This window comes from Knoellia sp. AC549 (assembly GCF_979258975.1).
Map to the genome: position 1 here is coordinate 2200214 of NZ_OZ409890.1, position 19490 is coordinate 2219703.

Genomic DNA, 19490 nt, shown 5'->3' on the forward strand with positions numbered 1-19490 from the left:
GGTCCTCCCCTTGCTCACTGGTCGGCCACCTCGATGACAACGGGTGCGTGGTCGCTCGCGCCCTTGCCCTTGCGCTCCTCGCGGTCGATCGCCGCGCCACGGACGCGCTGCGCCAGCGGGTCCGAGGCCAGGATGAAGTCGATCCGCATGCCACGGCGCTTCTGGAAGGCCAGGCGCGTGTAGTCCCAGTACGTGAAGGTGCCCGGTTCGGAGGTGTGCGGTCGCACGACATCGCTGACACCCGCGTCGAGCACCGCCTGGAACGCGGCTCGCTCGGGCGGGCTGACGTGCGTCTTGTCGAGGTAGTACTCCATCGACCACACGTCCTCGTCCTGCGGCGCGATGTTCCAGTCGCCCATGAGCGCGAAGGGCTGGTCGGTCGCAGCCCAGGCGGCGGTCTGGACGCGGAGCTGCTCGAGCCAGGCGAGCTTGTAGGCCATGTGCGGGTCGCCGAGGGCGCGACCGTTGGGGACGTAGAGCGACCAGAGGCGGACGCCGTTGCAGGTGGCTCCGATCGCGCGCGCCTCCGCGGCGGCCGGCTCACCCCAGTGCGGCAGGTCGGGGAGGCCGCGGCTCACGTCGTCGAGACCCACGCGAGAGACGATCGCCACGCCGTTCCAGTGGCTCAGACCGTGGTGCGCCACGGCATACCCGAGGGCCTCGAAGCGATCGTGCGGGAACTGGTCCTCGCGGCACTTCGTCTCCTGGATCGCCAGGACGTCGACGTCGGTGCGTTGGAGCCACGCCTCGACGCGGTCGATGCGTGAGCGGATGGAGTTGACGTTCCAGGTGGCGATGCGCACCACGTCACCCTACCCACGGGTATGCCGGGTGCTTAGGGTCTGGGCATGACCACCTCTCTCGTCACGGGCGCGACCGCCGGCATCGGCCGCGAGTTCGCCCTCCAGCTCGCCGCGCGTGGCGACGACCTCGTCCTCGTGGCCCGCGACCGGCCACGCCTCGAGGCGCTGGCCGCCGAGCTCCGGACCTCACGCGGTGTGGAGGTCGAGGTGCTCACGGCCGACCTCGCCCGCCGCGAGGACGTCGGGCTGGTGGCGGAGCGGCTCGCGTCGAGCGATGCGCCCGTCGACGTGCTCGTCAACAACGCGGGCTACTCGCTCAAGAAGTCGTTCCTCGACAACGAGGTGGCCGACGAGGAGGCGCTCTTCGACGTGCTGTCGAGGGCAGTGCTCGTGCTGTCCCACGCGGCGGGCCGGGCCATGCGCTCGCGGGGGCGCGGCGCGATCATCAACGTGTCGTCGGTGGCGTCGTTCATCACGTCCGGGACCTACAGCGCCAACAAGGCGTTCGTCACGGTCTTCACGGAGGGGCTGGCGTCCGAGCTCGCGGGGTCGGGCGTGACCGCGACGGCGCTGTGCCCGGGGTTCACCCACACCGAGTTCCACGACCGGGCCGAGCTCGACATGTCGAGGTTGCCGAAGTTCATGTGGCTGGACGCGCCTCGGCTCGTGCGCGACGCCCTCGCCGATGTCGACAGGGGCAAGGTCGTGTCCGTGCCGGGGCGCCAGTACAAGGCGATCGTCACGGCACTGCGCGTGATCCCGCGTCCGCTCGTGCGGTCGCGGGCCCGCTCGGCCCACCGCCCCAGCTAGCCCTGAGGAGTCGGTAGCCTCGGGGCCGTGACTGACATCGCCGCCGACCGCGCCCGCCTGCTCGAGATCATCAGGGACAAGGCCATCGTCCATGGCCGGGTGACGCTCTCCTCCGGCAAGGAGGCCGACTACTATGTCGACCTGCGCCGCATCACCCTCGACGGTGAGGGCAGCCCGCTCGTCGGCCGAGTCATGCGCGACCTGGCCGCAGACCTCGACTTCGACGCCGTCGGCGGCCTGACCCTCGGTGCCGACCCCGTCGCGACGTCGATGCTCCACGCTGCGGCGGCTGCCGGTGAGCGGCTCGACGCCTTCGTCGTGCGCAAGGCCGGCAAGGCGCACGGCCTCCAGCAGCGCATAGAGGGTCCCTCGATCGAGGGTCGTCGCGTGCTCATCGTCGAGGACACCTCGACCACCGGGGCCTCGCCGCTGGACGCCGCGAAGGCCGCCCAGGAGGCCGGGGCCACCGTCGTCGCCGTCGCGACCATCGCCGACCGCGCCACCGGTGCGGCACAGGTCTTCGCCGACGCCGGCCTCGAGTATCGGCACGCCTACGGCCTCACCGACCTCGGCCTCGCCTGACGCCCCGCCTGAGGTCTCGCCCGGCACCCGACCTGACCGTCCGTGCATCCCGGACCACACGGCATACAGGCCCTAGGATCGCGACCGAGAGGCCATCAACAGGGGAGCTCCCATGATCACCACCATCATCATCGTTGCCGTCGTCGTCGTCCTCGGGTTGGTCGTCGTCGGCATGTACAACGGCCTCATCAAGCTGCGCAACCTCGTGCAGGAGGCCTGGCGCCAGATCGACGTCGAGCTGACCCGGCGGCACGACCTCATCGGCAACCTCGTCGAGACGGTCAAGGGCTACGCGGCGCACGAGCGAGGCACGCTCGAGGACGTCATCAAGGCGCGCAGCGCGGCCATGGCTCCGGGCCAGTCACCGGTCCAGCAGGCCGAGAGCGAGAACATGCTCAGCCAGGCGTTGGGGCGTCTGCTGGCGATCGCGGAGGCCTACCCCGACCTCAAGGCGAATCAGAACTTCCTGGCGCTGCAGCAGGAGCTCACGAGCACCGAGGACCGCATCGCGTCGTCGCGTCGCTACTACAACGCGACCGTGCGGGACCTCAACACCAAGGTCGAGACGGTCCCGACGAACTTCGTGGCCGGGATCTTCGGCATCAAGCAGGCCGAGTACTTCGAGGCCGTCGGCGAGCAGCGCGAGGCGCCCAGGGTCGACTTCGGCCAGCGCGACGCGACGATCCCACCGCCCAGCGGGTATGCCGGCCCGTCACCTTCCGCGTCGAACCCGCCTGCGCCGGTGTCCCCGGCGACCACCCCAGCCACCCCCGCCGCTCCGTCGGCACCCGTGGACCCGGCGACGTCCGTCGGGCAGACCCAGCCGATCGAGCCCGCGCAGCCGGTCGACCCGGCCGCGCCCCGCGACGTCCCGCCCCCGCCGCGCGGCTGACCTCGGCATGTCAGTCCTGGGGGGAGGGCGCCAGGCAGGCGTGGCACAGCCATGGGTGGCCGAGGTCTGGGTCGACCCGCAGTGGTACGAGTGCCAGAGCAGCCCCGACCGCCTTCCCGACCCGCGCCCACCCACGGTCGTCCCGCTGCGCGGCAGCCAGGTGCTGATCGGTCGGCACAGCGAGGTCAAGGCGGTCACGCCGCACATCGACTGCGAGCTCGACGCCGGGGTGAGCCGCCGGCACGCGCAGCTCACCCGTCACAACCTCGGCTGGGTCGTCGAGGACCTCGGATCGGCCAACGGCACCTACGTCAGCAGTGTCGTCGGCGACATCCCCGACGACCCGATCGACGCCGGACGTCCGATCGGGTCCGGCGCCGTGCTCTACCTCGGGTCATGGACCCGCATCGTCCTCCGTCAGGGCGCGCTCCTGCACTGACGCTCAGGCGACCTGGCGCTCGTCGTCCGCTTCTTGACGAGCCGTGCAGGTACAGGTGGTCGGCTCGCCAACTACTGGTCGTCTCGTGCGAAGCCGATCCACCCGGCGTCGGTGTCGAACGCGAGCATCGGCCCCTTGAGCTGCACGGTGGCCCGGTCCTCGACGAGGGCGGTTAGCCACTCGTCCCGCGCAACCAGGTCGGCGGGGCAGCCCATCTCCGTCGACACGATGCCGTCGACCGCGACGAGTCGATGATCCTCCACGGCGACCTGTGCACTCAGGTGGTTGCAACCGGCGTGGAGGCGCATGTCGTCGCCCGAGATCGAGAGCCGCACGGGCGCAGACCAGGGCTCGGTCCCGTCGTAGGCGAAGCCGGCGTTCGACACCCACTCGCCCTGCACGCCGTCGAGGGAGTCGAGCCAGCCGGCGTCGTTCCGGGACGCATCTCCACGAGTCGACCACACGGCGTACGCGCCACCGAGCAGGACTGCCGCGACCACGGCGATGACGGTCCAGGCGCGCCACGTCGCAGCTCTCATACCGCTTGGACCCTCGAGCGCATGGATCGGTTCCGTCTACTTCTCCGACGGGAGGATCAGCGCGTAGACGTCCCACGGCTGCGCGTCCTCGGGGTGGTCGCGCCGCGTCCGACCGCGGTGCTTGCGGAACACCTCGTCGAGCTGCTCCTTGAGCTCCACGAGCTCGTCGTCGGTGATCCACAGCCGCCCGCGCGAGGTCATGCCGGTCTCGGTGCCGGACTCGAGGGAGGCGGCGAGGCGGTCGAGTCCCGCGTCGAGCCCGACGAACCACTTCGCCAGCGAGGTCCGGCTGAGGTCCCGCCCGGCGGCCCGGTGCGCCTCCGGGAGGATCGAGATCGTGTTCGCGGTCGAACGCCAGGGTCGTTCGCGCCCATCGCTTGAGGAGTCACGCTCGACGGCACCCCACTTCTCGAGAGCCCTGAGGTGATAGCTCGTCGCCGACGGTGTGAGGCCCACGAGTCGTGCCGCCTCCGTCGCGGTGAGGACCTCACCCGAGAACAGCTCGGTGATGAGGCGCTGCCGGGCGGGGTGGGCCAGCGCACGGAGCGCTCGCGGGTCGGTGATCCGCAGCTCATCGGGTCGCTTCGTGGCCATGGGACGAGTTTAGGTGTTGACGAAGAAAACGTGAAGCATTACCTTCACAAGTATGAAGCAACTACTTCACGAATACCGTCGGGTGATGACGATCAGGCAGGCGCGGCTCGTGCTCGGTGCCACCGTCGGGTCGCTCATCGGTGACGTCATGGCGATGGTGGCGCTCCTGCTCCACCTGCACGACGGGGGCCACGGCCCGTATGCCGTCATGACCCTGCTCATCTGCTTCGCCCTCCCGCTCGTCCTCACCATGGGTCTGGCCGGCTCGGTCGCCGACTCCCACCCGCCGCGACGGGTCCTGCTCGTGGCGCTGTCGGCTCAGGCCGTGGGTGCCGTGGCACTCGTCATCGCACCGTCGCTCGTCTGGACCTGCATCGGCGTGCTCGTCATGCAGACCGGCTTCGCCTTCGCCATGCCGGTCTGGAATGCCGTGATGCCCCTCGTCGTCGGGGACGAGCTCTCCGGCACCTTCGTCTCGCTGGCGCAGGGCCTGCGGGCGGTCGCCTCACCGCTGGGTGCCGCACTGGCCGGGGTGGTCGTCCAGCAGTGGGGGACCCGGGCGGCACTCGGCGTCAACGCGGCGACGTTCATCGGAGTCATCGCGGCTGCCCTGGCGTTGCGCGTCAACCGCTCCACGGTCGAGAGCCGACACTCGCTGCTGCCACGAGACGGCCTCCGGGTCCTTCGCGCGGACCCGGTCATGAGCGCGCTGGTGCTGGGCGTCATCCCCATCATCCTCACCCTGGAGGCGGTCAACGCGGTGGAGGTCTTCCTTGTGCGGGGTGAGCTCGGAGCCTCACCGGCGCAGTTCGGTCTGGCCGAGGCCGCCGGTGGGGTCGGCGCCGTGCTCGGGGCCTTCGCCGCGGCGGCGTTGCGATCACGCGACGTCCGCGTCCGTGCGATCCTCATCGGCCTCGCGGTCGTCCCGCTGCTGCAGATCGGGCAGGGCCTGGCTCCGGAGGTCTGGGTGTATGCCGTGGCCGCCTTTGCGGTCGGCCTGACCCTGGGCGTCGTCAATGCTGCGATCTTCGCGCTCCTCCTGCGTGAGATCGCCGAGGGTGACCGCGGCAAGGTGCTGGCGCTCGTCAGCGGCCTCTCCCGCACGGCGACCATCGGTGCCTTGGCCATCGGCGGAGTCCTCGGGACCCAGGTCGGTGCGCGGACGGCATACGTCGTCTGTGGCGTCGTCGGGCTTCTCATCGCGGCAACCGCCGCCCTCCGCGTTCGGGCGGGAGTCCACCGATCGGTGGACGACGTGTCCACCCCCCGGTCGGTGCGGCAGCGCAGCTGAGCGCGCGATGCTGAGGACATGACAGCGATCAGCGTGCGTGGGCTCGTCAAGGACTACGGCACCAAACGGGCCGTGGACGACCTCGACCTCGACATCGAGGCCGGTGAGGTCTTCGCGCTCCTCGGCCCCAACGGTGCCGGCAAGACGACGACCGTCGAGATCCTCGAGGGCTTCCGGACCCGCGACTCCGGTGAGGTGAGCGTCCTCGGGGAGGATCCGCACTCGGCAAACCGACTGTGGCGCAACCGGATCGGCATCGTCCTGCAGAGCTCCTCCGGGCTGGACCTCCTCACGCCGCGCGAGATCCTCGCCTCGACCGCCCGCACCTACTCGACGCCTCGCACCGTCGACGAGGTCATCGCGGCCGTCGGTCTCGAGGAGAAGGCCGATGCGCGCGTCGCCGGGCTCTCGGGTGGGCAGCGTCGTCGGCTCGATGTCGCGCTCGGCATCGTCGGCCGACCCGAGCTGCTCTTCCTCGACGAGCCCACGACCGGCTTCGACCCGCAGGCGCGCCGTGACTTCTGGGGCCTCATCCGCAGCCTCGCCGCCGAGGGCACGACGATCCTGCTCACGACCCACTACCTGGACGAGGCCGAGCAGCTCGCCGACCGGGTCGGCGTCATCGCCGCCGGCAAGCTTCTCGCGCTCGACACCCCGGCCAACCTGGGTGGACGTGCGTCCGAGGAGGCCACGATCTCGTGGACCGAAGCGGGTGATCGGCGCAGCCTCCGCTCGGCGACCCCCACCCTCGAGGTGGTCCGGCTCTCGCAGCGGCTCGGCGGCGAGGTCCCCGAGCTCGTGGTCAGCAGGCCCTCGCTCGAGGACACCTACCTCTCCCTCATCGCGCCGCACGTCACCGACGCAGCGGCCACCACTGACACGTCGATGGAGGTCATGGCATGAACGCCGTCGCCCTGGGGCTCGACCGGACCGTGATCGAGCTCAAGATGTACTCGCGCGAGAAGGAAGCCGTCTTCTTCTCCTTCCTCTTCCCGATCCTCATGCTCGCCCTCTTCTCGGTCATCTTCGGCGAAGACATGGAGGCGGGTGGCTCCGAGATGAGCGCCGCCGAGTACTTCCTTCCCGGCATGATCTCGGCCGGCATCCTGCTCACGTCCTTCCAGACGATGGCGATGTCGGTGGCCGCCGAGCGCGACGACGGCACGCTCAAGCGACTCCGCAGCACCCCCATGCCGCCGGTGTCCTACTTCCTCGGCAAGGTCGGCCTCGTCGTCGTCACGGCGCTGGCCCAGCAGGTGCTGCTCCTCGCCGTCGCCACGTTCGCCTTCGGCGTCGACCTGCCCGACACCGCCGCACGGTGGCTGACCTTCGCCTGGGTCTTCGGCCTCGGCGCCTTCGCCGGCACGGTCCTCGGCACGGCCTACAGCTCGCTCGCCTCGGCCAGGAGCGTCGGCGCCGTCGTGGTCGCTCCGATGCTCATCCTGCAGTTCATCTCGGGGGTCTACTTCGCCTTCACCGACATCCCGTCCTGGCTCCAGCAGGTCGCCTCGGTCTTCCCGCTCAAGTGGATCGCGCAGGGCATGCGCTCGGTCTTCTTCCCCGACGTCATGGCATCCATCGAGATGGGTGGCGGGTGGGAGCACGGTCGCGTGGCCCTCGTCCTCGGCGCGTGGGCCGTGGCCGGACTCGTCCTCTGCGTCCTCACCTTCCGCTGGTTCAAGCGCGGCACGACATGATGTGCCGGTGACCACCTCACCAGCGTCACCCGCGGAGCTGTCGAGCGACCAGCTCGCGGCCATGTGGCGTGGGCAGGCGAGATGGTGGCACCTGAGCTGCTACGCCCTCATCGCGACAGCACTGGTCATCGTCCTCATCGACCCGCCCGGTCCGCACGGTCGCCTGCCGACGCTCCTGCTGCTCTCGGGCGTGGGGCTCTCCTACGCGGTCTTCGGGCGACGGGCGATCCAACGTGAAGCGACCCGGTATGCCGTGCTCCACCAGCTCTGCGCCTGGGCCTGCCTCCTCACGATCATCGTCATCGACCCGGAGTTCGAGTCGTGGCTGCTCTTCTTCTGCCTCTTCCCGCAGATCTGGGCCACCTTCGAGAAGCGCCCGGCTCTCCTGGCCACCGGGCTCGCTCTCGCGGCACTCTTCACCGCGGCCGTCGTCCCGGCCGAGGACCCGGCCGCAGAGGTGCCCGGCGCGCTCGTGTCCGTGCTCATCTCCTTCGTGCTCTCGGCAGCCCTCGGCATGTTCATCCACCGGATCATCGGCGAGGCCGAGGAGCGGGCCATGGTCATCGACGAGCTCCGCGCCACCCGGGCCCAGCTCGCCGCCGTCGAGCGCGCCCAGGGCGTGCAGGACGAGCGCAGCCGGCTCTCCCGAGAGATCCACGACACCCTCGCGCAGGGCTTCACCTCGGTCATCGCACTGTCCCGAGCAGCCGGCTCCGCCCTCGAGCGGGGTGACGTCGACACCGCACGGGAGCGGCTCGCGATGATCGAGAGCACCGCCGCCGACAACCTCGCCGAGGCACGCATCATCGTCGCCGAGCTCACCCCGGGGCATCTCCAGTCGCGCACGCTCGCCGAAGCGCTGGCCCGGCTCGCCGACACGATGACCCGAGAGACCGGCATACAGGTGTCGTCGTCGGTCACCGGCGAGCCCGCGCCGCTCGGGGGCAATGCCGAGGTGGTCGTCCTGCGCGGTGCGCAGGAGGCTCTCTCCAACGTCCGGCGGCACTCGGGGGCAGGCGCTGCGGCAGTGTCGCTCGACTACGCGCCCGATCGGGTGGCGCTGGAGGTGACCGACGACGGCGCGGGCTTCGACTCCACGACCGCCCGCGGCTTCGGGCTCGACGGGCTGCGGGCTCGCGCGGCCGAGCTCGGGGGAGACGTGACCATCGCTCCCGCGCGGCCGCGTGGGACCCGACTCCTGATGGAGCTGCCCCGATGATCCGCATCCTCGTCGTCGACGACCACCCCGTCGTGCGCGCCGGCATGGTGGCGCTGCTCAGTGAGCTCGAGGACCTCGAGGTGGTCGGCGAGGCAGGCAACGGCGCCGAAGCGATCGCCCTCGCTCCCAGGCTGGCGCCGGACGTCGTCCTCATGGACCTGCGCATGCCGGTCATGGACGGCGCCGAGGCGACCGCGCGACTGCGCGCCCAGCCCGATGCGCCCGAGGTGCTCGTCCTCACGACCTATGACACCGACGCCGACATCGTGCGGGCCGTCGAGTCAGGTGCCCGGGGCTACCTGCTCAAGGACACGCCGCCGTCGGTCCTCGCCGACGCCATCCGCCGGGCCGCGCTGGGGGAGACCGTCCTGGCCCCACCGGTGGCGGCCAGGCTCGCGGAGCGGCTGCGGGCACCGGCGAGGGCCGACCTGACCCCCCGCGAGCTCGACGTGCTGCGTGCCGTCGCGCGGGGACTGTCGAACTCTGAGGTCGGTCGCGAGCTCTTCATCGGTGAGGCGACGGTCAAGACCCATCTGCTGCGGATCTTCACCAAGCTCGACGTGACAGACCGGACCGCGGCGGTCACGGCGGCATACACCCGCGGTCTGATCGCTGTGCCCGGGAGGTGAGTCCGGGCACGGCATGCCGGTCCTAGAAGACCGCGCGCCCGCCGGTGACGCCCAGGACGGTCCCCGAGACATAGCTCGCCTCGTCGGACGCGAGGAAGACATAGGCGGCCGCCACCTCGACGGGATGGCCGGCGCGGCCCAGGGGCGTGTCGGAGCCGAACCCCTCGACCTTCTCGGGCGCCATGGTCGCGGGGATGAGCGGGGTCCAGATCGGGCCCGGCGCAACGGCATTGACGCGCACCCCGCGTTTGCCGAGCTCGCTGGCGAGGTTGACGACCATGTTGTTGAGCGCGGCCTTCGTCGCTGCGTAGTCGAGCAGCTGCTCGGACGGCTCGTAGGCCTGGATCGAGGTCGTGATGATCACGCTGCCCTCGGCCTTCTCGAGGTCTCCGGCGAGGGCCTGGACGAGCCAGAAGGGCGAGAAGACGTTGGTCGCGAAGGTCCGCTGGATCTGCTCCGGCGGGAAGGCCTCGATCTGGTCGAAGGTCATCTGGTATGCCGCGTTGCAGATGAGGACGTCGAGTCCCCCGAGGGCCTGCACGGCGTCCTCGGCCAGCTGCTGGTTGGCGGCGAGCTCGGTGAGGTCCGTCGCGAACAGGTGTGCTGTGCCACCGACCTCGCCGACCACGCGGGCCGTGTCCTCGGCGTCACCCTGCTCCTCGGGCAGGTGCGCGATCGCCACCGTCGCCCCCTCCTTGGCCATGGTGATGGCCACCGCGCGCCCGATGCCGGAGTCGCCCCCCGTGATGAGGACCCGCTTGCCGTCGAGGCGTCCGCGGCCGGTCCACGAGGTCTCGCCGTGGTCCGGTGCCGGGGAGAGGTCGTCGGTCGTGCCGGGCCAGTCCTGTGACTGGGCTTCGATCTGGGTGAGCTTGGCGCGGGTCATGGGTTCTCGTTCCTTTCGGCGGGAGCGTGCGTGATCAGCGTCCTGCCAGACCCCTTACCCGGACGGCGAGGAATCAAGCATCGAGAATGGTCCCGGTCAGACGCGGTCGTCGCGGAGGTCGTCGATGACCTCGTCGGTCTCCTCGAGCGCGACGCGGGTGGCGCTGCGGTGACGGACGAACTCGATCACCATCGGCACGACCGACACTGCCACGATGACGAGGATCGCTGCTTCGAGGTTCTCGTGGATGAACTCGATGCCGCCCAGGAAGTAGCCGAGGAGCGTGATGCCGGTGGCCCAGAGGACGGCGCCGACCCCGCTCCAGACGAAGAAGTGACGCCGGTCCATCCGGCTCACCCCTGCGACGACGGTGATGAACGTGCGCACGATGGGCACGAACCGCCCCAGGACGAGGGCCTTGGCGCCGTGCTTCTCGAAGAACTCGTGCGTCTGGTCGAAGTACCTCTTCTTGATGAAGCGTCCGTCGCGCTCATAGAGGGGAGCCCCGATGGCGCGGCCGATCTCATAGCCGACGACGTTGCCGACGAACGCCGCGAGGCTGAGGATGAGGCAGGCCACCACGATGTTGATGCCGATGTCGCCGCGGCTGATGAACAGGCCGACGGCGAAGAGCAGGGAGTCGCCGGGGAGGATGGGGAAGAGCAGCCCGCACTCGATGAAGACGATCGCGACGCTGACCCAGAAGAACTGGGAGCCGAAGCGGTCGAGGAGCCACTGGGGGTCCATCCAGTCGGGGCCAAGCGTCGGCATCATCACGCGCCAAAGGGTATGCCGTGTCTCTGGGCGTGCGCTGCACGGCTCGCCCCCGTGGGTTAAGTCCCGTTGCAAAGTGGACGCGTCGGGCGCAGGGTGGAGGGGACTTCAATCGACCGGAGGAGGAGCCATGCCACAGGGCAAGAGCGGTGCGAAGGACCCGGGTCCGAGCATCAAGGATCCGAAGCTCTACGAGGAGCTGCGCGACGACGGCGCGAGCAAGGAGAAGGCCGCGCGCATCTCCAACGCGGCTGCAGCCAGCTCACGCTCGAAGATGGGTGAGCGCGGTGGTGAGGCCGAGAGCTACGAGGACCGCACGGTCGACGAGCTGCGGAAGCGTGCGGCCGAGATCGGCATCGAGGGTCGCTCCTCGATGAACAAGGACGAGCTGATCGACGCCCTGCGCAACCACTGACTCACGGGCCGGTGCGGCCGTCGATGCGCTCGCGCAGCAGGTCGGCGTGCCCGAGGTGCTGCGCGTACTCCTCGATGAGGTGGACGACGACGTCACGCACACTCAGCTGACCGTGATGGCCGGCGTCGACGACGGCGCCCATGTCGTCATGCGCGGCCAGCCACTCCTCGCCGTGGGCCACCTCGGCCCGCCACGCTGCCCACGCCTCGTCGACCGCCGACTGCTCGCCCACGACGTCGTTGAAGTCGGCGTCGGCGCCGCGAGGGCCCCAGAGCCGTTCGGTGCTCTCACCCGCGAGTCGCCCCCACCACCCGCGTTCGACCTCGGCCAGGTGCCGCAGCAGGCCCAACAGGCTCAGCGATGACGGCGGGACCGACCGGAGGGCGAGCTGCTCCGGGGTCAGCCCCTCGCACTTGCTCACGAAGACCTCCCGGCGCGTCCGCAGGTAGTCGGCGTAGTTGTCTCTCTCGTCCAGCAGGGGCTTCTCGCTCATGCCTGCCATTGTTGGGCCCGTGAGTGACGAGCGCGAGCGCATTGCCGATGGCGAGGTCGGTGTCGGACCGTGGCCGGGGGCGTGGCCCGACGACGAGAGGCTCGACCCGGACCTGCTGCGCGACGGCGACCGCCGCAACGTCGTCGACGCCTACCGCTACTGGCGGCACGAGGCGATCGTCGCCGACCTCGACACCCGCCGACACGACTTCCACGTCGCCATCGAGAACTGGGAGCACGACTTCAACATCGGCTCGGTCGTGCGCACCGCCAACGCGATGGGCGCCACGGCCTTCCACATCGTGGGTCGCCGTCGCTGGAACCGACGAGGTGCGATGGTCACCGACCGCTACCAGCACGAGCACCACCACCCCACGCCCGGTGACCTGGCGACGTGGGCCGCAGCGAACGGCATACGCCTCATCGGGATCGACAACCTGCCCGGGAGTCGCGCGCTGGAGACCTACGACCTGCCGCGCAACGTCATGCTCGTCTTCGGGCAGGAGGGGCCGGGGCTGTCCGAGGCGATGCGCGCCGAGTGCGAGGCGACGCTGCACATCGAGCAGTTCGGGTCGACCCGGTCGATCAACGCCGGGGCCGCGGCGGCCATCGCGATGCACGCGTGGGTGCGACGGCACGTGTTCGAGCAGCCGATCGCCTAGGCTGTCCCTTCCCCCCACCACACCCTGAGCTCAGGAGAGGCACTTCGTCATGCCCATGAACGAGGAGCTCACGGCAGAACAGACTCACCTTGCGACCGCACGCGCCGAGCTGGGACGGATGCGCGAACGCACCCTCGCGCTCGACGTCCAGGCGGCAACGCGGCGTCGTCGGAGGCGCTCGCCGAGACTCTCTGGCGGCGTGCCCGCTCACTCGAGGACGACCCCACGACGGCGCTCTTCTTCGGTCGCGTGGACCTCGACACCGGCGAGCGTTGGTACATCGGTCGTCGGCACGTCACCGACGACGTCGGCGACCCGCTCGTCATCGACTGGCGGGCGCCGGTGTCGACGACCTTCTACCGCGCCTCCCACTCCGAGCCGATGGGCGTGCGACTGCGTCGCCGCTTCGGCTACGACCACGGCTCGATCACGGCGCTGGAGGACGAGCACCTCCTCGACGCGGCCGAGCCGGAGGCACGCTCGCAGATCCTTGCCACGGAGATCGAGCGCCCGCGTGTCGGCCCCATGCGTGACATCGTCGCGACGATCCAGCCCGAGCAGGACGCGCTCGTGCGCGTCGATGCGACGACGACGGTCTGCATCCAGGGTGCGCCCGGCACCGGCAAGACCGCGGTCGGCCTGCACCGGGCGGCCTGGTTGCTCTACGCCTATCGCCAGCGACTCGGGCGCAGCGGGGTCCTCGTCATCGGCCCCAACGAGGCCTTCCTCGAGCACATCGGTGCAGTCCTCCCGACGCTCGGCGAGGTCGAGGTCCGGCACACGAGCATCGAGGCGCTCACGGCGTCGGTGCCGATCCGGGCAACCGAGGCGACCGCCGTCGCGCAGCTCAAGGGCGACGCGCGGATTGCTCGTGTGCTGCACCGCGCCGTGTGGTCGCACCTCGTGCCGCCCGGGGAGGCCATGGTCGTGCCGCGCGGGTCACGTGTGTGGCGCGTCGCGACCTATGACGTCGCGCCACTGGTCGACGGGCTCGCCGGCCGCGAGATCCGCTATGAGGCCGCACGCCAGCTCTTGCCGCAGCGGCTGGCCCACGCGGTGCTCATGAAGATGGAGGCACTGGGGGAGTACCCCGACGACCGCGTCCAGGACGCCATCGCTCGCAGCGCCCCCGTCAAGGCGTATGCCGGCTCGATCTGGCCCAAGGTCGACGCCCGTGCGCTGCTGCACCGGTTGTTGTCGGATGCAGACGCGCTCGCGGCGGCAGCCGACGGGGTGCTGTCGCAGGACGAGCAGAAGGTGTTGCTCTGGGAGAAGCCTTCTCGCACAGCAGGATCCACGAAGTGGACCCTTGCCGACACGGTGCTGCTCGACGAGCTCGGTGATCTCCTCAACCGGACGCCGAGCCTGGGCCACGTGGTGCTGGACGAGGCGCAGGACCTGTCACCGATGCAGCTACGGGCGGTGGGCCGACGGTGCTCGACCGGGGCGGCGACCATCCTCGGCGACATCGCACAGGGCACCACTCCGTGGTCGACGGCGTCGTGGGCCGAGAGTCTTGAGCACCTCGGCAAGCCCGACGGCATCGTGTCGGAGCTGCGTCGTGGGTTCCGTGTGCCGGCGTCGGTCATCGAGTTCGCGGCGCGGTTGCTGCCGCAGGCGGCCCCTGGTCTCGCAGCGCCGGAGTCGGTGCGAGACAACCCTGGTCGCCTCGACCTCGTCCCTGTCGGAGGTGCGGAGCTCGTGGGTGCGGCTGTGGTACAGGTGGATCGCCTGATGGCACTTCCGGGCAGCATCGGCGTCATCGTTCCCGACGTCCGGGTCGCTGAAGTCTCGCGAGCCTTGCAGAGCGCCGGCATCGAGCACGGCACTCTCGGTGCCACGCACGGTGACGTCGACCATCAGGTCGACGTCATGCCAGCGACGGTGGCCAAGGGCCTGGAGTTCGACCACGTCCTCGTCCTCGAACCGGCTGAGATCGCCGCGGCGGAGCCGGACGAGCGGACCGGTCTGAGGCGTCTCTACGTCGTCCTCACTCGGGCCGTCTCCGACCTCACCGTCGTCCACTCCAAGCCACTCCCTCTGGCTCTGCAGGGTCGCTCCATCGCGTGAATCGGCTTGCGCCAGTGGTCTATTCAGTTCAGGCGGATTGTGGATAAATGTTGATCCTAGAACGCATGTTCGAGTAGGATGGAGTCATGGAAAGCACCGCTGCGACCGCCGCCCTGGAGGGCCGGTATGCCGCGTTGCGTGCTTCCGCTTCCGCGTTGAGTTCCGAGGAGCTGCTGGAGGTGATCGAGTTGGCGCAGCGGGAGAAGGACGCTGCGTCGGCGCGTCAGGCGGTGGCGTTGGCGCACCTGTCGGCGCGGGACTCGCATGTGCAGGAGGACGGGACCTCGGTGGAGGTGCATCACGGGTTGGGTCATCAGCGTCTTGATGCTCCGGAGCTGGCGGCGCCCCGGTTGGGGTGTTCGGTGCATGTCGCGGCGAACCGGGTCCTGGACGCGATCCGTCAGCTGACCCGCACCCCGGCCGTGGTCGATGCGATGGCCACTGGTGATCTGGATGAGCACCGGGCGCGGGTCGTGACGGAGGAGACGGAGTTCCTGTGCCCGGAGTCCGCAGCGGAGGTCGTGGACCGGGTCAAGGACGTGTGGGGGCAGCTGACGACAGGGCCCTTGCGCCGGTTGTTGGCCAGGACTGCGGCGCAGGTCGACCCGGACGCGGTGACCGCCCACGCGCAGGACGAACACGCCCGGCGCGGACTGACCCGACGCACCGGGGTGCACGGTACGGACCACTGGCGTGGGGACTTCAAGGTGGAGCAGGCCCGGACCGCGTGGGCCGCGGTCACCGAGCGCGCCCGTCAGCTCGTGCGGGACAAGCAGGCCGACTCCCTCGAGCTGGCCCGCGCGGACGCGATGATGGAGCTCATCCTCGAACACTCCGACGTCAAGGTCGTCGTCCACACCACCCGCGCCGCCGATGACGACGCGCCGCCGAGCGACACGGTTCAGGCCACCGCCTCCGCCTCCGCCTCCGCCTCCGCCACTGGCACTGGCACTGGCACTGCCGCCGGCTTCGGCTCGGGCTTCGGCTCCGGTGAGGATCTCGTCGAGGTCGGTGGGCTGGGCGCTCCCGGCACGACGTTCGTGCGCCGGGACTGGCTCCAGGCCGCTGGCGCCTCCGACCCGGACCGGGACCTCACCTGCGACCGTGGCACCGGTGCGCTGGTCCACGGTGACGTGCCCGCCGCGTTCGCCCGCGGCCAAGCCAGCGCCCGACGCGCGCACCAGGCCAGAGAACGAGCCAGAGCCCGCGCCGCCAAGGACTCCGCCCATCGAAGGCGGTCTCGACCATCAGATCCGCGGATCCTCGAAGAGGTCGTCGACGAAAGCATCGACTTCAGCGAGTCCTACCGGGTGACCGACCCCATGGCCAGACTCATCCGGCTGCGTGACGGGTGCTGCCGCTTCCCCGGGTGCGCCACCCCCGCACGCCAGTGCGACCTCGACCACGTCCGCCCCTGGCCGACCGGCCCCACCACCCCGACCAACCTCATGTGCCTGTGCCGACGCCACCACCGCATCAAGCAACGCGACGGCTGGACCGTCAAGCTCCACCCCGACGGCACCGCCACCTGGACCGACCCCACCGGACTGTCCACCACGACCTGGCCGGTCGACCACCTCCACCTCGTCACCGCCGGCCACACCCACCGCGACCCCACCACCTCCGGTCGCGTCACGGTCGACCCCAGCCAGATTCCGACCACCTTCGAAGAAGAGCTGGCCGAGCTCCTCGACAACCACGACATCTCGCACCACACACGCGCGTACCCGGTCTCGTTCGACATCGACGGCAACACCTACGGCGGGCCACCACCCAAGATCGACCTCGACCACAGCGTGGGATGGGGCCGCTACCGCATCGACTTCCCACCCCAACCACCCCGCACGGCAGAAGCCATCCCCTTCTGACGGAAGTTTTCGACGAGATGTCGATTCGGCTGTGGTTCGCTCGTCAGGGCAGTGAGGTCGCACTCGCGCCCTCGCTCGCCACAACCACGAGGAGAACCCGATGAGCCGCTTTCTCGTCCTGCTGCCCGCACCCGAGGCGGAGTGGGCAGAGCTCCCGCCCGAGGAGCACGAGAAGGGGCAGCGTTCCCACGAGCAGTTCCACCGCGACCTCGCCGCCGGTGGGCACGAGATCGTCGCCACGAGCCCGTTGGAACCGTCGGCACAGGCCGTGTCGATGCGCCCCGGCAAGGACGGTGGGGCGGCTCTGGTCACCGAGGGCCCGTTCACCGAGTCCGCCGAGCAGGTCGTCGGTTTCTACCTCCTCGAGTCCGAGGACGCTGACGACCTGCGGCGCATCTGCGAGCAGTTCGCGGCCCGTGGTGAACACCTCGAGCTCCGCCGGTTGGTCTGAGAGAGAAGGAGAAAGCGCCATGAAGGAATACGTCGTACTCATCGTCGGAGACGCCGACCGCTGGTGGACGTCGATGACGGAGGAGGAACGAGCGGCCGGGTATGCCGCATACACACGTTTCGACGAAGAGCTCGGCAAGCGTGGGCACACCGTGACCGGTGGCGCCGAGCTGCAGGGCAGCGCGACGGCGAGGTCCATCCCGGCGGGTGGTGGCCCCGTCACCGACGGTCCGTTCGCAGAGTCGGCCGAGCAGGTGGGCGGCTTCTACCAGGTCCAGACCGAGGACCTCGACGACCTGCTCGACTGCTGCCAGCTGATCGCCCAGCTCGGCGACGCCATCGAGGTGCGGCCGGTCAACACCCCCGAGGACCGTGCGTCATGACCTCCCGCTATGTCGTCCTGCTTCCGGGTGACGAGTCGTCGTGGGAGGAGGCGTCGCCAGAGCAGCGCGACAAGGTCTATGCCCGGCACCAGGAGTTCGCCGACCGGCTCACGGCCGGGGGGCACACGGTCGTCGGCGGCGCCGAGCTGACGCACTCCCGTGAGACCAAGCTCGTCCGTGCGGATGCGGCCGGGGAGGTCGTCATCACGGACGGGCCCTACGCCGAGACGGCCGAACAGCTCACCGGCTACTACGAGGTCGAGACGGACGACCTCGACGACCTGCTCCAGGTCGTGGGCATCCTCGCGGGTCCCGACCACGGTCGCACCGGGATGGGCGGCGTCGAGGTCCGTCGCGTCGCCACCGCCGAGGACCGGGAGTCATGAAGCGCTACCTCGTCCTCCTGGCCTACGAGCCGGGTGGGTGGGAGGCGGCGACCCCCGATGAGCGACAGGTCTACGTCGACGGGCACAACGCGTTCCACGCCTTCGTCGACGAGCACGGCCGTCGAGTCAGCGGCGCGGCTTTGGCCGACGCCGACACGGCGACGACGATCCGGCGCCGTGACGGCAGGGCGATCGTGACCGACGGACCGTTCGTCGAGTCGGTCGAGATGATCGGTGGCTACTACGACATCGAGCTCCGCGACCTCGACGTCGCCATCGCGGCCGTGTCCTTGCTGCCGCCGGCCTACACGGTCGAGATCCGGGCCGTCATCGAGCTTGACGACGCGGGTGAGCAGGTCGGATGACCGCACTCGAGCGCGTCGTGCGCGAGGAGTGGGGCCGACTCGTCGCCCTGCTCCTCGCGCAGTTCCGACGGCTCGACCTCGTCGAGGACGCGCTCGCCGATGCCGTCGCCACCGCCCACACCCGCTGGCCGGACGACGGCGAGCCCGACAACCCCAGCGCCTGGCTCGTCACGGCAGCCCGGCGCCGCATCCTCGACCGGCTCCGCGCCGAGACGATGGCCGCCCGCAAGGAGCCGCTGCTCCTCGTCGAGGCCACGCGTCACCCACAGGAGGGCGTCATGGCCGATGACGGCTCGGTCGTCGACGACGACCTGCTCCGCCTGGTCCTCATGTGCGCCCACCCCGCGCTGCCGCCGGAGGGTGCGAGCGCCCTGTCGCTGCGGCTCGTCATGGGCATCTCCACCGCGGACGTCGCCCGGCTCTTCCTCGTTCCAGAGGCGACCATGGCAGCCCGGATCACTCGTGCCAAGAAGAAGATCGTCACCGCGGGTATCCCGTTCGCCATCCCCGGGACCGACGCCCTCGGGAAGCGGCTCGACGTCGTGGCCCACACGGCATACCTCGCCTTCACCGCCGGCTACGCGCCCGGCAGCGGGCCGGACCTCCTGCGGGCCGAGCTCGCCGGCGAGGCGATCCGGCTCGCCCGGGTCACGCACGCCCTGCGGCCCACGGACACGCTCGCCCACCTCATCGCCCTCATGGCACTCCAACACTCGCGACGTGACGCCCGCGTCGCACCCGACGGCTCACTCGTGCTGCTGCCGGACCAGGACCGTCGCCGCTGGCATCACGGCGAGATCGCCGAGGCCCTGGCGCTGCTCGAGGCGACGGAGCCAGCGGTCCCCGTGACCGCACTGTCCGAGAGCTTCCGGCTCCAGGCGCGCATCGCCGCCGAGCACGCCACCGCCCCGTCGCCCGCGGCGACCCGCTGGGACCGCATCACGACCCTGTATGCCGTGCTCGAGCAGGTCAGCCCCTCACCTGCGGTGCGTGTCGCCCGCGCCGTGGCCGTGGCCGAGGCGGAGGGCCCTCGGGCCGGGCTGCTGCTCCTCGACGGCGTGGAGCTGCCGGGGCACCGCCTCCCAGCCGTCCGCGGTGAGCTCCTGGCACGAGCCGGGGACCTCGCCGCGGCGAGCGAACAGCTCTCGCGAGCCGTGGCGTTGTGCGACAACGAGATCGAGCGAGCGCACCTCTCCAGTCGCCTCGTCGAGCTGTCCTAGACCCGGACGTCGGCGAGGGGCGGG

At 70.3% G+C, this 19490-nt stretch carries 24 protein-coding genes; 18 read left to right on the top strand and 6 right to left on the bottom strand.

The genetic code is table 11. The features are described 5' to 3' along the window. Nucleotides 1–14: 14 nt before the first annotated feature. Complete coding sequence (locus ACZZ98_RS10610) at nucleotides 15–803, bottom strand: exodeoxyribonuclease III (protein WP_463516202.1); 789 nt, start codon at nucleotides 801–803, stop codon at nucleotides 15–17. Nucleotides 804–848: 45 nt separating this feature from the next. Between ACZZ98_RS10610 and ACZZ98_RS10615 the strand changes: the two genes are divergently transcribed. From ACZZ98_RS10615 to ACZZ98_RS10630, 4 genes are all read left to right on the top strand, one after another. After that, nucleotides 849–1613, top strand: a complete 765-nt coding sequence (locus tag ACZZ98_RS10615; RefSeq protein WP_463516203.1) for an SDR family NAD(P)-dependent oxidoreductase — start codon at nucleotides 849–851, stop codon at nucleotides 1611–1613. Between the two features lie 27 nt (nucleotides 1614–1640). After that, on the top strand, nucleotides 1641–2195 hold the full coding sequence (gene pyrE, locus ACZZ98_RS10620; RefSeq protein WP_463516204.1) for an orotate phosphoribosyltransferase: 555 nt from the start codon (nucleotides 1641–1643) through the stop codon (nucleotides 2193–2195). 112 nt (nucleotides 2196–2307) lie between these two features. After that, nucleotides 2308–3087 carry a LemA family protein gene (locus ACZZ98_RS10625; protein WP_463516205.1) on the top strand — a complete coding sequence of 260 codons (780 nt, stop codon included), beginning with the start codon at nucleotides 2308–2310 and terminating at the stop codon, nucleotides 3085–3087. A gap of 40 nt (nucleotides 3088–3127) precedes the next feature. Then, nucleotides 3128–3526, top strand: a complete 399-nt coding sequence (locus ACZZ98_RS10630; protein WP_463516206.1) for an FHA domain-containing protein — start codon at nucleotides 3128–3130, stop codon at nucleotides 3524–3526. 71 nt (nucleotides 3527–3597) lie between these two features. Here the strand turns inward: ACZZ98_RS10630 and ACZZ98_RS10635 are convergent, their stop codons facing one another. Continuing rightward, nucleotides 3598–4065, bottom strand: coding sequence for an META domain-containing protein (locus ACZZ98_RS10635; RefSeq protein ID WP_463516207.1), 468 nt, complete (start codon nucleotides 4063–4065; stop codon nucleotides 3598–3600). Between the two features lie 36 nt (nucleotides 4066–4101). Beyond that, on the bottom strand, nucleotides 4102–4659 hold the full coding sequence (locus ACZZ98_RS10640) for an ArsR/SmtB family transcription factor (RefSeq protein WP_463516208.1): 558 nt from the start codon (nucleotides 4657–4659) through the stop codon (nucleotides 4102–4104). An 85-nt stretch (nucleotides 4660–4744) separates the two neighbouring features. On the opposite strand from ACZZ98_RS10640, the gene ACZZ98_RS10645 reads away from it, so the two are divergent. The 5 genes from ACZZ98_RS10645 to ACZZ98_RS10665 are packed head-to-tail and all read left to right on the top strand — an operon-like array spanning nucleotide 4745 to nucleotide 9495. Further along, complete coding sequence (locus tag ACZZ98_RS10645; protein ID WP_463516209.1) at nucleotides 4745–5950, top strand: MFS transporter; 1206 nt, start codon at nucleotides 4745–4747, stop codon at nucleotides 5948–5950. A gap of 18 nt (nucleotides 5951–5968) precedes the next feature. Further along, nucleotides 5969–6853, top strand: coding sequence for an ABC transporter ATP-binding protein (locus tag ACZZ98_RS10650; RefSeq protein WP_463516210.1), 885 nt, complete (start codon nucleotides 5969–5971; stop codon nucleotides 6851–6853). Further along, nucleotides 6850–7647, top strand: coding sequence for an ABC transporter permease (locus tag ACZZ98_RS10655; RefSeq protein ID WP_463516211.1), 798 nt, complete (start codon nucleotides 6850–6852; stop codon nucleotides 7645–7647). The genes ACZZ98_RS10650 and ACZZ98_RS10655 overlap by 4 nt, the downstream gene beginning before the upstream one ends. Before the next feature lie 7 nt (nucleotides 7648–7654). Next, nucleotides 7655–8866, top strand: a complete 1212-nt coding sequence (locus ACZZ98_RS10660) for a sensor histidine kinase (RefSeq protein ID WP_463516212.1) — start codon at nucleotides 7655–7657, stop codon at nucleotides 8864–8866. Then, nucleotides 8863–9495 carry a response regulator gene (locus tag ACZZ98_RS10665; RefSeq protein WP_463516213.1) on the top strand — a complete coding sequence of 211 codons (633 nt, stop codon included), beginning with the start codon at nucleotides 8863–8865 and terminating at the stop codon, nucleotides 9493–9495. The genes ACZZ98_RS10660 and ACZZ98_RS10665 overlap by 4 nt, the downstream gene beginning before the upstream one ends. A gap of 22 nt (nucleotides 9496–9517) precedes the next feature. Here the strand turns inward: ACZZ98_RS10665 and ACZZ98_RS10670 are convergent, their stop codons facing one another. After that, nucleotides 9518–10381: an SDR family oxidoreductase gene (locus ACZZ98_RS10670; protein ID WP_463516214.1), complete on the bottom strand. Its 864-nt coding sequence runs from the start codon at nucleotides 10379–10381 to the stop codon at nucleotides 9518–9520. A gap of 96 nt (nucleotides 10382–10477) precedes the next feature. Continuing rightward, entirely contained in the window at nucleotides 10478–11155 is a 678-nt protein-coding gene (locus ACZZ98_RS10675) for a DedA family protein (protein ID WP_463517765.1), read from the bottom strand. A gap of 130 nt (nucleotides 11156–11285) precedes the next feature. Here ACZZ98_RS10675 and ACZZ98_RS10680 point away from each other — a divergent pair, with 130 nt between their 5' ends. After that, a complete protein-coding gene (locus ACZZ98_RS10680) occupies nucleotides 11286–11570 on the top strand; it encodes a DUF7218 family protein (protein WP_463516215.1) in 285 nt (94 codons plus the stop codon). A 1-nt stretch (nucleotide 11571) separates the two neighbouring features. On the opposite strand, the gene ACZZ98_RS10685 is transcribed toward ACZZ98_RS10680, so the two are convergent. Beyond that, on the bottom strand, nucleotides 11572–12063 hold the full coding sequence (locus tag ACZZ98_RS10685; protein ID WP_463516216.1) for a DinB family protein: 492 nt from the start codon (nucleotides 12061–12063) through the stop codon (nucleotides 11572–11574). On the opposite strand from ACZZ98_RS10685, the gene ACZZ98_RS10690 reads away from it, so the two are divergent. The 8 genes from ACZZ98_RS10690 to ACZZ98_RS10725 all read left to right on the top strand — a co-directional run bounded on the left by ACZZ98_RS10690 (nucleotide 12062) and on the right by ACZZ98_RS10725 (nucleotide 19466). Continuing rightward, nucleotides 12062–12724: a TrmH family RNA methyltransferase gene (locus ACZZ98_RS10690; RefSeq protein ID WP_463516217.1), complete on the top strand. Its 663-nt coding sequence runs from the start codon at nucleotides 12062–12064 to the stop codon at nucleotides 12722–12724. The genes ACZZ98_RS10685 and ACZZ98_RS10690 overlap by 2 nt on opposite strands. 249 nt (nucleotides 12725–12973) lie before the next feature. Next, nucleotides 12974–14794 carry a HelD family protein gene (locus ACZZ98_RS10695; protein WP_463516218.1) on the top strand — a complete coding sequence of 607 codons (1821 nt, stop codon included), beginning with the start codon at nucleotides 12974–12976 and terminating at the stop codon, nucleotides 14792–14794. A gap of 86 nt (nucleotides 14795–14880) precedes the next feature. Then, on the top strand, nucleotides 14881–16662 hold the full coding sequence (locus ACZZ98_RS10700) for an HNH endonuclease signature motif containing protein (protein ID WP_463516219.1): 1782 nt from the start codon (nucleotides 14881–14883) through the stop codon (nucleotides 16660–16662). A gap of 100 nt (nucleotides 16663–16762) precedes the next feature. Further along, a complete protein-coding gene (locus ACZZ98_RS10705; RefSeq protein WP_463516220.1) occupies nucleotides 16763–17113 on the top strand; it encodes a YciI family protein in 351 nt (116 codons plus the stop codon). Between the two features lie 19 nt (nucleotides 17114–17132). Beyond that, nucleotides 17133–17495 (top strand): YciI family protein, encoded by a 363-nt coding sequence (locus ACZZ98_RS10710; protein ID WP_463516221.1) that lies wholly within the window; start codon nucleotides 17133–17135, stop codon nucleotides 17493–17495. Further along, a complete protein-coding gene (locus ACZZ98_RS10715; RefSeq protein ID WP_463516222.1) occupies nucleotides 17492–17881 on the top strand; it encodes a YciI family protein in 390 nt (129 codons plus the stop codon). The genes ACZZ98_RS10710 and ACZZ98_RS10715 overlap by 4 nt, the downstream gene beginning before the upstream one ends. Further along, nucleotides 17878–18246 carry a YciI family protein gene (locus ACZZ98_RS10720; RefSeq protein WP_463516223.1) on the top strand — a complete coding sequence of 123 codons (369 nt, stop codon included), beginning with the start codon at nucleotides 17878–17880 and terminating at the stop codon, nucleotides 18244–18246. The genes ACZZ98_RS10715 and ACZZ98_RS10720 overlap by 4 nt, the downstream gene beginning before the upstream one ends. Further along, nucleotides 18243–19466, top strand: coding sequence for an RNA polymerase sigma factor (locus ACZZ98_RS10725; RefSeq protein WP_463516224.1), 1224 nt, complete (start codon nucleotides 18243–18245; stop codon nucleotides 19464–19466). Before ACZZ98_RS10720 ends, ACZZ98_RS10725 begins: the two co-directional genes overlap by 4 nt. Nucleotides 19467–19490 lie beyond the last annotated feature (24 nt).

Coding starts and splice junctions, on each gene's coding strand:
- ACZZ98_RS10710 (WP_463516221.1), top strand. CDS start 17,133: ATGAAGGAATACGTCGTACTCATCGTCGGAGACGCCGACCGCTGGTGG.
- ACZZ98_RS10690 (WP_463516217.1), top strand. CDS start 12,062: ATGCCTGCCATTGTTGGGCCCGTGAGTGACGAGCGCGAGCGCATTGCC.
- ACZZ98_RS10675 (WP_463517765.1), bottom strand. CDS start 11,155: ATGATGCCGACGCTTGGCCCCGACTGGATGGACCCCCAGTGGCTCCTC.
- ACZZ98_RS10670 (WP_463516214.1), bottom strand. CDS start 10,381: ATGACCCGCGCCAAGCTCACCCAGATCGAAGCCCAGTCACAGGACTGG.
- ACZZ98_RS10625 (WP_463516205.1), top strand. CDS start 2,308: ATGATCACCACCATCATCATCGTTGCCGTCGTCGTCGTCCTCGGGTTG.
- ACZZ98_RS10640 (WP_463516208.1), bottom strand. CDS start 4,659: ATGGCCACGAAGCGACCCGATGAGCTGCGGATCACCGACCCGCGAGCG.
- ACZZ98_RS10665 (WP_463516213.1), top strand. CDS start 8,863: ATGATCCGCATCCTCGTCGTCGACGACCACCCCGTCGTGCGCGCCGGC.
- ACZZ98_RS10645 (WP_463516209.1), top strand. CDS start 4,745: ATGACGATCAGGCAGGCGCGGCTCGTGCTCGGTGCCACCGTCGGGTCG.
- ACZZ98_RS10680 (WP_463516215.1), top strand. CDS start 11,286: ATGCCACAGGGCAAGAGCGGTGCGAAGGACCCGGGTCCGAGCATCAAG.
- ACZZ98_RS10635 (WP_463516207.1), bottom strand. CDS start 4,065: ATGAGAGCTGCGACGTGGCGCGCCTGGACCGTCATCGCCGTGGTCGCG.
- ACZZ98_RS10685 (WP_463516216.1), bottom strand. CDS start 12,063: ATGAGCGAGAAGCCCCTGCTGGACGAGAGAGACAACTACGCCGACTAC.
- ACZZ98_RS10720 (WP_463516223.1), top strand. CDS start 17,878: ATGAAGCGCTACCTCGTCCTCCTGGCCTACGAGCCGGGTGGGTGGGAG.
- ACZZ98_RS10715 (WP_463516222.1), top strand. CDS start 17,492: ATGACCTCCCGCTATGTCGTCCTGCTTCCGGGTGACGAGTCGTCGTGG.
- ACZZ98_RS10650 (WP_463516210.1), top strand. CDS start 5,969: ATGACAGCGATCAGCGTGCGTGGGCTCGTCAAGGACTACGGCACCAAA.
- ACZZ98_RS10725 (WP_463516224.1), top strand. CDS start 18,243: ATGACCGCACTCGAGCGCGTCGTGCGCGAGGAGTGGGGCCGACTCGTC.
- ACZZ98_RS10700 (WP_463516219.1), top strand. CDS start 14,881: ATGGAAAGCACCGCTGCGACCGCCGCCCTGGAGGGCCGGTATGCCGCG.
- ACZZ98_RS10615 (WP_463516203.1), top strand. CDS start 849: ATGACCACCTCTCTCGTCACGGGCGCGACCGCCGGCATCGGCCGCGAG.
- ACZZ98_RS10705 (WP_463516220.1), top strand. CDS start 16,763: ATGAGCCGCTTTCTCGTCCTGCTGCCCGCACCCGAGGCGGAGTGGGCA.
- ACZZ98_RS10655 (WP_463516211.1), top strand. CDS start 6,850: ATGAACGCCGTCGCCCTGGGGCTCGACCGGACCGTGATCGAGCTCAAG.